Source organism: Corynebacterium sp. KPL2895 (assembly GCF_040225815.1).
Lineage (GTDB): Bacteria > Actinomycetota > Actinomycetes > Mycobacteriales > Mycobacteriaceae > Corynebacterium > Corynebacterium rhinophilum.
The window spans coordinates 87,979-100,468 of sequence record NZ_JBEHFY010000004.1 but is presented as its reverse complement, the minus strand read 5'-3'; the positions used below and the strand labels follow the sequence as shown (position 1 = coordinate 100,468).

Annotated in this window: 8 protein-coding genes and 2 pseudogenes; 3 read left to right on the top strand and 7 right to left on the bottom strand. The window is 54.9% G+C overall.

What is annotated here, in order from left to right; translation table 11 throughout:
- Nucleotides 1–25 precede the first annotated feature (25 nt).
- Nucleotides 26–574 carry a Panacea domain-containing protein gene (locus ABRP95_RS02890; RefSeq protein ID WP_349838930.1) on the top strand — a complete coding sequence of 183 codons (549 nt, stop codon included), beginning with the start codon at nt 26–28 and terminating at the stop codon, nt 572–574.
- A gap of 72 nt (nt 575–646) precedes the next feature.
- Here ABRP95_RS02890 and trhA read toward each other — a convergent pair whose 3' ends face one another.
- The 3 genes and pseudogenes from trhA to ABRP95_RS02875 all read right to left on the bottom strand — a co-directional run bounded on the left by trhA (nt 647) and on the right by ABRP95_RS02875 (nt 7,528).
- Nucleotides 647–1,306: a PAQR family membrane homeostasis protein TrhA gene (gene trhA / locus ABRP95_RS02885; RefSeq protein ID WP_232215157.1), complete on the bottom strand. Its 660-nt coding sequence runs from the start codon at nt 1,304–1,306 to the stop codon at nt 647–649.
- A 167-nt stretch (nt 1,307–1,473) separates the two neighbouring features.
- A pseudogene (locus ABRP95_RS02880) lies at nt 1,474–6,480 on the bottom strand (DEAD/DEAH box helicase).
- Nucleotides 6,481–6,634: 154 nt separating this feature from the next.
- Nucleotides 6,635–7,528, bottom strand: coding sequence for a LysR family transcriptional regulator (locus tag ABRP95_RS02875; RefSeq protein ID WP_485874862.1), 894 nt, complete (start codon nt 7,526–7,528; stop codon nt 6,635–6,637).
- 181 nt (nt 7,529–7,709) lie between these two features.
- Between ABRP95_RS02875 and ABRP95_RS02870 the strand changes: the two are divergent.
- Nucleotides 7,710–8,174: pseudogene (locus ABRP95_RS02870) on the top strand (SLAC1 family transporter); the annotation flags it as partial.
- Nucleotides 8,175–8,251: 77 nt separating this feature from the next.
- Nucleotides 8,252–8,716, top strand: coding sequence for an SLAC1 family transporter (locus ABRP95_RS02865; protein WP_349838928.1), 465 nt, complete (start codon nt 8,252–8,254; stop codon nt 8,714–8,716).
- Nucleotides 8,717–8,742: 26 nt separating this feature from the next.
- Here the strand turns inward: ABRP95_RS02865 and ABRP95_RS02860 are convergent, their stop codons facing one another.
- The 4 genes from ABRP95_RS02860 to ABRP95_RS02845 all read right to left on the bottom strand — a co-directional run bounded on the left by ABRP95_RS02860 (nt 8,743) and on the right by ABRP95_RS02845 (nt 12,466).
- The gene (locus ABRP95_RS02860; RefSeq protein ID WP_349838927.1) at nt 8,743–9,921 is read right to left on the bottom strand and encodes an alpha/beta hydrolase fold domain-containing protein; all 1,179 of its coding nucleotides are present in this window, start codon (nt 9,919–9,921) and stop codon (nt 8,743–8,745) included.
- Nucleotides 9,922–10,017: 96 nt separating this feature from the next.
- A complete protein-coding gene (locus tag ABRP95_RS02855; protein WP_349838926.1) occupies nt 10,018–10,743 on the bottom strand; it encodes a type IV toxin-antitoxin system AbiEi family antitoxin domain-containing protein in 726 nt (241 codons plus the stop codon).
- Nucleotides 10,744–10,898: 155 nt separating this feature from the next.
- The gene (locus ABRP95_RS02850) at nt 10,899–11,147 is read right to left on the bottom strand and encodes a hypothetical protein (RefSeq protein WP_239268362.1); all 249 of its coding nucleotides are present in this window, start codon (nt 11,145–11,147) and stop codon (nt 10,899–10,901) included.
- A gap of 113 nt (nt 11,148–11,260) precedes the next feature.
- The gene (locus tag ABRP95_RS02845; RefSeq protein ID WP_349838925.1) at nt 11,261–12,466 is read right to left on the bottom strand and encodes a glycosyltransferase family 87 protein; all 1,206 of its coding nucleotides are present in this window, start codon (nt 12,464–12,466) and stop codon (nt 11,261–11,263) included.
- Nucleotides 12,467–12,490: the final 24 nt, after the last annotated feature.

Below are 12,490 nucleotides of genomic sequence, written 5' to 3'. Positions count from 1 at the left end.
AGCGCGACGCTGAAAGGAGGAAAGCATGGCTGAAATTTTTGACGTTGGGCAATACATAACTGAGCGCATTCCCAACGTGGACAAGCTCAAGCTGTACAAGCTGTGCTACTTCTCCCAAGGCTGGCATCTGGCGTGGACGGGCCGACCATTATTCCAAGCGGAGTTTCAAGCGTGGCGGCACGGCCCTGTTTCCCGTGAGCTGCACATTCAAACCTGGCAGGTAGCGGGGGATGAAAACCCCTGGCCAGTACCCTATGTTCCCGGTGGTCAGTCCGACAATCTCAGCACATACGAACGTGAAGTAGTAGATAGCATCATTGCGTTCTACGGCGGAGTTGAATCGACCCGGCTTTCTGATTTGAGCCACGGCCTTGCCTGGAATGAGCTCCTCCAAGAGTTCTCCCAGGCGATGATCTCCAGCGAGCCCACCCCACGACCTCCGCTACAACCAGCAGAAGTTCTTTTGCCTAATGTTGACCTCGACGGAGACGTGGATGAAATCTTATCCTCACCACTGGCCAAGGAAATCGAACAAAACTGGTGGGAGACTTTCCGGATTCTCGCTGACCGTTAACCAGACGGGTTTGCGGCAAGAATTGATCATCCTGGCTCATGCCGCCCTGTTCAATAACACGGCAATTGCGGTCTAGGCAGCGCCAACGACCACTTGCCATACCGCCACGAGGTGCACCACTGCCGCCGCGATGGTCGCGGTGTGGAAGTGCTCGTGATAGCCGTAGTAGCGCGCATTACGTCCGGGCCACTTAAAGCCATAGACCAGCGCACCTACGGAGTAAACCACGCCGCCGGCCAGCAATAGCCAAACCACCGCTGCACCGGCATCACTCCACAGCGTGGGTAGTAGCGGCAGCACCAACCAGCCCAGCGCTAGGTACACCACGACGTCGAGCCACCGCGGATGCTCAATCCACACCAAGTTCAAAATCACGCCCAAGATAGCGCCCGCCCACGCAATGGCCAGCATCCACGCGGCCTGCGCTGGGGATAACGCAATCAAACACAACGGGGTGTACGTAGCGGCAATGAACACCGCAATCGTGGCATGGTCCGCCCGCCGCCACCACCGCACCGCCCGGGGGCTAGCCCACGGGTAGCGGTGGTAGAGCGCCGAGACGCCAAAAAGCCCCACCAAGCCTAGGCCATAAACGGTAACGCCCAGACCCTGCCACCAGTGCAGTGTCATCCACGCATATGTGATGAGAACGGTGGAGGCGATCACCGATAGCAACGCCGCCAACGCATGACCCCATCCACGGGTCAGCGGCCGCTCGCCACGATCCGCCATCCAATAGGTGCGCTGCACCAAACCTTCTTTCAAGGGATGCTCCCCCGCCTCTTGAGTTCCTTCAACATGTATCTGAGCCACAGCGATACTTCTTTCTCCCACCAGAGCTAAGTTACGTTACCGTAAGTCTACTGAGGGGAGTAAAGAGCTTCAAGGAAAAGGAGAATCTAATCCTTTTCGCCAGAATCCAGCCCGTCTACGATTCGCACGGTTTCCATTGCCACACGAGTAACCTTGCCAATTAAATCGACGATATAGCACGGGTTGCCTACTTCATCGGCCCAATCATTCGGGTCATTCTGGATTCCGGAAGCATCATCCGTTTTATCCCGGTACCGGTCAATCAACCATGCCAACGCCGAGCGCGAGCCGAGCATGTACTGGTCCGCTTCCGCCGGAATACCGGAAATGGTCACCTGCTCGTTGTAGATCAGCTTCGTCATATCATTGACGTTCTTGCCCGTTTCCGGATCCTTGCGCTTGGCCCACTTCATCTTGTCCACACGCCAAGTCTCCCGGTCAGTCTCATCGCCCTTGACCTGAATATCCAGCGGCCACGGTTCCACGGACTCATAATCTACGTGCAGCGCCATCAGTTCTTTGCCGGCCGCAGCAAAGTTATCGAACTCCGCACGCGAAGACGGTGTTTCAATATGAGGCAACACCTTCTTCAAATCCACTGCATACTGAGTGCGGTAGTTAGGGTCATGGAGCTTGCCATAGACAAAGTGGAAGATGTCATCACCAGATACATCACTGCCCAGAGCATCTCGGTAAATCTGCTTAATTTCATCGGTGATGTTGTCAACTCGCACATACCCGTCAATGACCTCGCCAATCTGCCCGTAGACACTGGCTTCATCTCGCTTAACGACGTTTCCTTCACCGAAGAGACTTCCATCTTCAGTATCTACCGAAGTCCAGGTAAAACGAGGAAAGAACTGGCCCGATCCTGATCCGCTAAGGCATAAATCAGGAAGTAAGTCAGTAGCAAGTGCATTGAAGTCGCGAGATGCACTACTAGCTGCCGGAAGATAGAAACCAATATTTTGATGCAAAGGTGTTGGGAAGATCGACGGCAGTTGATAACGCTCATGGTTTAGAAGGACATCAAAATAAACAAACTGAGAGCAGAAAGGTCGATACAGCCCAGTAACAACCCTGGAAATATCGAAATCGAATTCTTTATTTTGGTAGGCAGAATTTCTTAATGACCGACTCCATTTAATCTCCTTAGAATCAGCAAATTCAGGTTTACGTTTTAAGTAATCCGATACCTGTGCTTCGCCTTTTCCTCTCGTATGATTATTCTGACTATGGAATGCTTCACGGGTTCGCTCGTATGCCCTCCCTAAAGTTTCTACCTGACGCTCAATCTGATCTTTATTAAACGAATAGACCCAAACATCCCGGTTCGTCTGCAATCCAGCGGAAAATGTCGAAAAAATACGCGTTGATTTTCCCTTTTTCTCACCAACTACGGGCCATTTTTCAAACTCCTCGGATCGTTGGTTTAGCCAATCACCCTGTTTATTAGGCTCAATGGGTCGCCATTCAATGGTTTCAATCGCGGAGGAATCTACGATCTCGAGCTTTTCTTCAGCAGAGAGGTAGTCGCCGATATCTCGGTAGTACAGCTGAAAACCGGACTTTGTTGAATCCTTGATACCAACCATGACTGCAATGGTTGTGCGACCACCATCCCGGAAGACGTTTCCGGACTCTTTACGGCGCTGTTCACCTGCTGTGCGAGCATTTCCGCGCAAGTTAAATAAATAAAGATCGGTGAAGTCCTCAGCCATCGACAATCGCACGCCGTCGCCGGTATTACCGTCAATCCAGCCGCCGTTTGATACAAATGCCACGATTCCCTGGTCACCGATGCGGTCGGTGGCCCATCGGAAAGCGCGCAGGTAGGAATCGTACAAGGAATTCTTATTGGTAGCCGTGGACTTAGCCGCGTAGGTATCCGCAATGCGTTTATCCAGGCTCGGGTACTTCTGGTTGGCGTTGAGATCATTCGCCGATTTTTGTCCCGCAGAATACGGCGGATTGCCAATCACGACGTTGATCGGCGCGTTCTTCTGGCGCTCGATAGTGGCGTTGTTTTCGCGGAAGATGTTGAGGTCTGGAACATCGCCTTCTTCGTGGACCTGGAAGGTATCGGCAAGCGCGATATTCGTGAACGGTACATATTCCGGAGCCGGCTCGTCGTTGCGCTGCGCGGTCTCCTCACGCAGGGCGTTGTAGGTGGTCTCAATATTAACGGCAGAGACGTAGTACGCCAGCAACATGATCTCGGTGGCGAATAGTTCATTGGCATATTTGCGCGCCAGGTCTTCCGGCTTGATGAGGCCAGATTGCAGCAAGCGCACCATGAATGTCGAGGTACCGGCGAAGGGATCGAGGATGCTCACGCCTTCATCGCTAAGCCCCTTGCCAAAGTGCTTGCGGGAAACCTCATCAGACGCACGCAGTATGAAGTCCACAATCTCTACTGGGGTATAGACAATGCCGAGGGCCTCGGCCTGCTTCTTGAAGGCCTTGCGGAAGAAGCGCTCGTAGAGTTCCTTAATCACTTGCTGCTTACCGGAAGCGGAGGTCACCTCAGACGCGCGAATGCGCACGGATTCGTAGAACTTCTCCAGCGATTCAGTCTCCGTGTCTAGGTTGGCCTTGGATAGAGCTGCCACCATCTTCTCCATGACCTGGGCTACCGGGTTGTGGGTAATGAAATCATGGTTTTCAAAGAGGGCATTGAACACCGGTGCAGTAATCAGGTGTTGCGAGAGCATAGAGATGGCATCATCAGCCGAAATGCCATCATTCAAGTTATTGCGCAGGCCCTCAACAAACTCATCGAATTCTTAGCGCAGGTCCTCATCAGCGTTTTCTACCAGCGTGGTAATGCGGGTGATTTGGTTTTCTGCAATAGTGGCAACATCATCGGCCCAGTCCTCCCAATAGGTGCGGGTGCCGACCTTATCCACCAGCTTGGTGTAGATTGCCTCTTGCCATTGCTCCAAAGAGAACAAGGCAATCTTCTGGGTCATCGCGGAAGAATCATCCTCAAAGGCCTCAGGAGACTTGGTGCGTTCTACATCCTTCAGCTTTTCATTATCGCTTTTCTCCTTGTCCCCAGGGACATGGTTGACATCAATGGGTAGTTCTTCTTGTGCGTTGGCTCCGTTGAGCGCGATGGAATTGATCTTGGCGTTAAAGCGATCATCGTGTGCACGCAGCGCGTTAAGGATCTGCCAGACCACCTTGAAGCGCTGGTTATCATTGAGCGCCTCCGAGGGCGAGACATCTTGCGCGACGGCGACCGGCAAGATGATGTAGCCGTAATCCTTGCCCGCAGATTTACGCATTACACGGCCCACGGACTGGACCACATCCACCATGGAATTGCGCGGGTTGAAAAAGATCACCGAGTCCAGGGCAGGCACATCCACGCCTTCCGAAAGGCACCGCGCGTTAGTCAGTATCCGGGCTTCATTTTCGGCCGCGGGCGATTCAATCCAGGACAGTTTGGTGCCGCGCTCCATGGCGTTCATGCCGCCATCGACGTGCTGGGCAGCGACTTGAAGATCAACATTGGTCAAGGAGACATCATTAAGCACCGCCTTATCCTTCAGCAGCTCCTGGTGAGTCCTAATCAGGGAAGGAAAGCTCTCCGCAATCTGGGTAGAGGTCTTAATATCCTTGGCAAAGGCCACCGCGCGCTGCATGGGGTTGGCGTTTTCATCGAATCCACCCTTCTTTCCTTGCAGCTCACCAGAACGTTTGGCCAAGCCATTCCACGCGCCGATCATCGCGGAGGCAAGCGAGAGGTTGATCTGATTGTCTTCGCTATGGGCCATAGCGTTGGCAGCCACGGATTCATCGACGGTCATGACCAAGACTTTGTAATCCGTCAGCAGGCCCTTGTCCACGGCCTCGCCAAAGCCCAGCCGGTAGAACTCGGGGCCATAGATGCCCTCATCGTCCATAGAGGTCAGCTCGGCAGAGTGCTCTGCGGCCTTGCCTTTCACGGCGTCATCGAAAAGCCGCGGCGTTGCAGTCATGTACAAACGCTTAGAGGCCTTGATGTAGTCCGCGTCGTGCACGCGCACGAAGTTACTGGAATCCTCGCCGGCCAGGGTGATGCCGGTGGTGCGGTGGGCCTCATCGCAAATAACCAGGTCAAAGTCATCTAGGCCCTGCTGCTGTGCCTCGTGCACTGCCGCCAAGGATTGATAAGTGGAAAAGACGATGTTGAGCCCCTTGGCGCGTTTTCCAGACTCAAAACGCCGCGCAATATCCGCGCCCTCAGTAGAGACGGGAACTTCCAAGTCATAGACCGCGATATCCTCAGCTTTCTTGGATACCTTCGAATCCGAGCACACCGCGAAGGCGCGCATATCGAGGCGCCCTTGCGCCGTCCATTCCTTCAACGTCTGCGAAAGCAGCGAGATAGAAGGAACCAGGAACAGGATGCGCGCCTTGCCTCCCCTATCTTCGGCCACGCGCTCTGCGAGGCGCAGCGCAGTAAACGTCTTGCCGGTACCGCAAGCCATGATGAGCTTGCCGCGGTCATGCGTCTGAAATCCCTCGATGGCCCTGTCGATAGCCGTTTGCTGGTGCGGGCGCGGCTCGAAGGTCTTGCGCTGCGAGAGGTTGATTTGAATGTTTTTATCCTGCACCTCGGAGCCTGGAAAGGCGACGTCCCAGTTAATGGGCGATTCTGCGATGGCAGAAATACCAATGCGGCTGGTGGGGATAATCTGGTTGGCCAATGCTTCCTCGGCGTGCGAGGACCAGTGATCCGTGGTGGAAATGATCATCCGGCTACCGAAGTGCTCGCGGCCATGTTCCGTTTCAAAGGAATGCCCCGAGGCCTCAAAGAAGGAATCCAAGTGCGATTTCTGGATGCGCGCGGTGGACGCATAGAACTTGCACTGGATAGCGGTCCACGTCCCGTCATCGCGGCGGCGGGCCACCAAGTCAATTCCGGTATCGGCCTTGCCGCCGTTATAGCGCCAGTCAATCCACCGGCTGACCTCATCAAACTGTGCTTTGAGAGTGGGATCAGTCTGAAAATAGTTGACCATCAACTTTTCAAAGGCGATGCCATACTTCGCCTTTGGTTGGTTTTCGCGCAGCTGTTCCAGGACCTCAGAGAACTTTGACATAGAAACATTATGCCTGAGGGTGCTTCAGGTTTCCTTCGTTATTGCTGCATTTCGCTAGCTGTAGCCCGATGAAATGGCTTACTCAAGTGGTCAGCCCCGTTTACATAGGGAAATGATTGCCCAGGGTTGGATATATCTTGAGTCTTTACGCGTTTTAGTCCTTGCGCCCGTCCGCATAGTCCACAAGGAAGCGCAAAAAATATTGAGCCGGATCAGAAAGACGATTCTGCGCACTCCACACCACCCGTAGCGGCCGGTCAAAGCTGATTCCCACCACCGGAACCTCTACGTATTCACCTGTGGCCAGCTGTGGCTCCACCGCTCGCCGTGCGATAATCCCCGGCGCACCCAGAGCTCCTATCGCAGTACGTTGAGCTCCCAGAGACCCGAACTCCCCTGCCGGCGGGGCGAGCGTTCCCAGAATATCCGCCACCACTTCTCGTGTGCCGCTTCCCTGTTCACGCAGCACCAAGGGCGTGGATTGCAGCTCCTCCTTCGTCACCGGAGCTACCCTCGTTTCCGATGCAGACGCTGAGGGGCTCGCTGGCTGATTGTGATTGTGTGGCTTCGCCCAACGATGTTCTGCGGGGACAACAACCACGAGTTCATCGTGTCCGACCACACGCTCGTGCAGTTCGTGGGCCACCCAGTGGCCCTCAATAATCGCTAGTTCTGCCTGGCCTTCAACCACGTGGCGCTGCGCCTCTCGGCTGTTGAGCTGGCGCATGTGCAGATAAGCATGTGGGTGAGCGCGTTGGTAGGCCGCGGCCCAGCGGGGGTAGTCCACTTCGGCCACAGTATGAGAAACCACCAAGTTAATGTCTTCGGTGACCCCAACCCCAACGGCTGTTTCGAGGCCACGCGCGCATTCGTTCAGGGCGCCTTCTAGTCCCTCGAGTACACGGACGACTTGGCTGCCCACTTCTGTGACGGAACTACCCGCGGCTCCGCGCCAAAAAATGCGATTATTGAGGCGTTTTTCAAACTTGGCGATGCGCGTACTAACCGTTTGTTGGGAGACATTCAGATGTTTCGCAGCCTGGTTCATACCCCCATATCGAGCTACAGCAAGGACGGCATCAACTGTGAAAGCATCGGGAACGTAGCTGCGTCGAACGGGAGAGAATCCATCGTTACCATCTTCTCGTGAGGGGTACATTCATTTATTGTAACCCCGTTCGGATTATGCGCTCTCCCGCGCACATCAAGCAGTGCCTAACCTGAAAAATATGTTAAAGGTTCGCAATGAAATAGAACTTCCTCCGCTGGGTCCTGGCTGGGCCGGAGCAGTAATGGGGCTCGGAATCTCCTCGTCTCTCATCGATGCTCACCTGAGCCCAACCCTGGGCCACCTTCCCGCAGAAATCATGCTCGGCGTCGCAACGCTTGTCGCCCTAGCGCTCTCAATAAGTTTCATTAAGTACCGTAAGCCAGGGTTTAACGCCAAAGCCATGCCTGCGTGGGGCATGGTCTCCATGGGCATCCTGGCTTTGGGTAGTGCCTACTCCCTCATCTTGGATGCCTGGCTGATCCACACAGTGTGTTGGGCAATAGGAGGCGCTCTTAGCGTAATTACCTGTATAAAGTATCTAAAGTTCCTTGTCCTTGAACGCCCCGACTCTCCGGCGTTTACCTGGGGACTGCCACTAGTAGCGCCCATGGTTACTGCAACTTCCTCGGCGCAGCTGGCACCGCATGCAGGTGAGTGGGGTTGGATTGTCCACGGTATTGGCGTGTTCTGCTTTTCCTGGCTTTGGTCACAGGACTGCCCATGTTCGTCCTCGTTTATCGGCGAACCTTTCCCACGGTTCCCACTAGCTTGGCTGCCACCACCTGGATCCCACTGGGTCTTGTCGGCCAATCCACCGCGGCAGCCCAGCTACTCGCCGGCGACCAATGGCACTTCCGCGCCATGGTCTACGGTGTCGCGATGCTCAGCGTCGGTGTCCCTCTATCGATCTATGCAATTATCAAGCATTGGGGAACAACCCTTGGTAACACCCCAATGTCCTATAACCCCACGTGGTGGGCCAGCACCTTCCCCGTGGGCACCTGCTGCCTCGGTACACAGACCTTATCCACGCAACCCGCCGCGCTCGAGTGGGGTATGGGGTGGATGAATACCGTCAGCGCCGCCCTGCTAATTCTGCTCCTCCTCCACGTCACCTGGGCAGCTTTTGGAGCCATCAAGGTCAGCACTCTGAACCACGGGCACTCTTCCCTTCAGGCGGCCTAAACACGAAACCAAGGTTTACCAACCAATCATTGTTTCTTCGGGTCGTGCTCGCTGAAAAACGCGGGCATCGCCTGGAGAAGATGCTGGTTCCACACCTCGTGCGCGCTAAGGGCGGAAGCATGATCGGCGTGCGGACGCACATACTCGCTAAGCTCTACTCCTTTGTCCTTCGCCCGCTGGCGAAAGTCATCATAACTAGCCGGTGGAACAAGGCGGTCGTGGTCACTGCGTACGATCATGATAGGCGGCATATCCGAGGTCAGATGCGTCGCTGAAGTCACGAAGTCCGCGCGGTCGGGATATTCCTCGGGCGTTCCACCCAGGTATTTCTGCACGGTATCGCGGGAGCCCTGCGCGGCATAGGGATCGTCAGAATCATAGATGTGGCGGACATCGAGGGCTGGTGAATCCGCATACACGGCACGAGGAACGGCCGGCGTGCCGGGACAGTCGGTGGAAGGCAGCTGGGTGGGGTGTGCGGCGGCATCGGCAGTCGCGTTCAGGACCAACTGCCCACCGGCGGATTCACCATAGGTAAAGAAGCGCTCCGGGTCGCCGCCATAATCCGCGGCATGGGCGTTGACCCAGTTCATCGCGCAGCCCACCTGCCCCGCCGCGACCTTCCACGTGGGCTGTTCCCAGCTAGACAACGTGTAGTCAATAGATAATACGAGGTAACCGCGCTGGGCCATCTGCCGCATATTGAAAGCCTGAGAGCGCTTAGTCATCTGGTCCCAGCCGCCGCCGTGGACATACAGCATCACCGGGTGGGGCCCACTTTCTTGTGGCGTGTAGATATCCAAATCTAGATCGTCGCCGTGGAAGGAATCGTAGGCCACCGTATGGTCGGGGCCTTCGTCGGTGCTTTCCACTCCGGCCCAGCTAAAGGCAGCGGGAATATCAACATCGGTTCCCTGCCCCTTCGCGGCGTGAATCTGCGTGCCGAAAAGCACAAGCCCGGCGATGAGGGCGATCGCCGCGAATGCACCCGGCACATAGCAGCTGCGCGAGGCGAATCTTCCTAACACCGCAAGCAGCAAGAGAATAAGGGAAAAGATAATCACCGGCCCTACGTACTGAGGCCCGATAAGTGCGCCCGCGCCCCAATACGGGATATGCGGCGTAAACGGTGCAACCGCAAGCCACAGCGCGAGGAAAGCGACAAGCGCAAGCGGGACGGATAACAGCCGGGCAACGATCTTCATACCGGCAACGGTAGTCCTAGTTTCTGGGAATGCGTGGTGGAGATTGCAGCTCCAGTGGGCGTATTTTCTTCTATGACGTTTCACTGCACTCTGCGGCTAACGAGAGTCTCTAAAACTCCTTGTCTCCACACCAGTGCCCGCGCTGATAAAGAAGCGATCTCGGAGCTCTTCATTATCTTCGTCAGCCCCTGCTTCTTCCCAACACGCAGCCAAAAGATCGTTACCAGAATTGAATCCATAAGCTGCTGACACTGGGTCAAGCCGCTTTGCCAAGCTCTTTAATCGAACGCTTTCTTTTCGCAAGGAGTCCACGACGAGAGTCGCCAAATAATCGAATTCCATTATTTGGGAGGCCAGGTCCTCCACCGTCTTTTCTACTGATGTTACGGGCAATCCGTCTATACTTTCTATATCCCCGACCCCCATCTCACGATCGTCATAAATGTGGATATCATTCTGACTGGTTTGTTTCCGCAAGGAAGCCGAGAAAGTCTGTGTATTCGGAATCAAATCACCAATGCTATGGATAAGTGCTGCGGACTCATGAGACACAACGATCTTATTGTCGGCGTCTATACGTTCTACCGCAAATAGGTTTGGTTCAAGGGATATCCAGGCTTCCCTGACATCCGTTAATGGACCAAGCTGAACTGAGGGAAGAAAGTAGATGCCCCTGCGTGCGCGCGTTAGAATCTCGCTCCCTGCCAAGCGATTTATGTGGAGGCGAGAAATACCTTCGCGTTGAGCCTGAGCCGTAGTGATAATGCCCCACTGATTTGCTGCTAAGGATTCTAGCTGCGCCAGAATTTCTACAGCTTTCATTTCGACACCGAACCCCTCTACCCTTAACCTCCTTCTTTACTTGTATCAACCTGAGGGATACAAGTAAAGACGGATTGAGTACCTACGTTGCACAGCCTTGAAAGCAAAACGCCCGGCTGAAGCCGGGCTTGAGCTAGGCGATGCCAGAGGCTGGCTTACTCCGCAACAGAATTAGCGCCCACGACGGCGTAGCCGAAGAGCTCAGGCAAGGTGGAGAACCATGCTTCAACCAGCTGGGAGATGGCCACGGATTCACGGCCCAAAGTAAGCGCGCCGGTTTCGGTGGTCTCACCCACGATGGCCGCGATGGCGGCGCCCTCGTGCACGGCGGAGAGATCGAAATCGAGGTCGAGGTCGGCGGCATCGGCAAGCGCGTTCAGCACCATATGACCGGCCGTGGGCATACATCATCACTGAGTGGGTACCAGAATCATTGGGTGGATAGCGGCCGAGCAACGATCTTCAAGTCCTCGGTTCCGGAAAGACGTGGTGGCGGCTTTAGTGGAGAAACCCCCTACTAACTAGCCTTTTTGAAGGAAAGGCGGCGGTCTCGCAGAGGCAAGGCGTCCTTCCGGCTTAGCTCCGCGATACATAGTGCGATTACAAAGCCCACCAAGACGATCAATGAGGACCATGACAACCACATTTCAGAATCTGCCTTGGCCAGCGGTGGGAATGAGAAGAGACCCAAGACCGGCACAACATAAATGATGCGATTCTGCCCGCGGGCCAGAACGCCCAGCAGTGGCAATACGGCGCACAAGACGTAATGGTCCCACAAGATATTGGAGGTAGCCGTAAGAACCGTAAAGATGCCGACGGCAGCAATGCGCCACGGCTCCTGTGACCGCAAAGCGGTAATAATAACCAGCGCAATCAATGCCAGGGCTACAAAAGGCGGAATAAGGCTGGCAGCCAGTGAAGGATCATGAACGATAGTGACAAGAATGCTGTCATCTTCAACCCGATTGGTGCTCAGTTGGGAAGCAATCGACCCGTTGACAGGAGCGACCATTATTGCCGCCTTGATGTCCTGCAGGGTATCCCACCAAGAGGTAAACACGTCCCAGCCAGAAACGACGATTGAGTAGAGCACAGCAACGGCTCCTGTCCCGAGTGCTACCAATCCCGCTTTGCGCGCCCGCGGAAAGACCACACAGATGAGCACGAGGATAATGGGGGTTAGCTTTACTGCAGATACAAGTCCTAGTGCAATTCCTGCGCGTACTGGGTGCACGCGAGCAGCAGCAAGGCCGTATGCAACGCCCGCAAAAATCAGCGGGCTCGTCTGGCCAAGAAATAACGATGATTGAAAAGCTATCGATGCCCAGCCCAAGAGGATTCCGAAAAGCAAGGTAATGGTCGCTATCTCTTCCTCAAACCACAAGAACCAGGCGGAGACTATCAGCACCACCAACGCCCAACCGGAAGCAATCGCGAGCAATATCACGGAAACATCAAAACTCATGACTCGCACGACCAAGCTCATCACATCCGCGAGAAATGGGACGTGAACATAAGGGTGCGGGAATTCAGTGACATCAGAGTGGGCGATGGTGTCTAACCACACATCACCACGTGGCAGTGCGAAATCGCGTTCATCGATTCTATATAAATGCTCCCGATTTCCATCGCGGACGAGCAATCCAGCAATCCATAGCGCACCCCAGTCACCGTAATTCAGTTTTCCGGCGGAAATTACGGCAACCACGAGGCCAAACACCAGCCCAATACCATGGTGGTACCA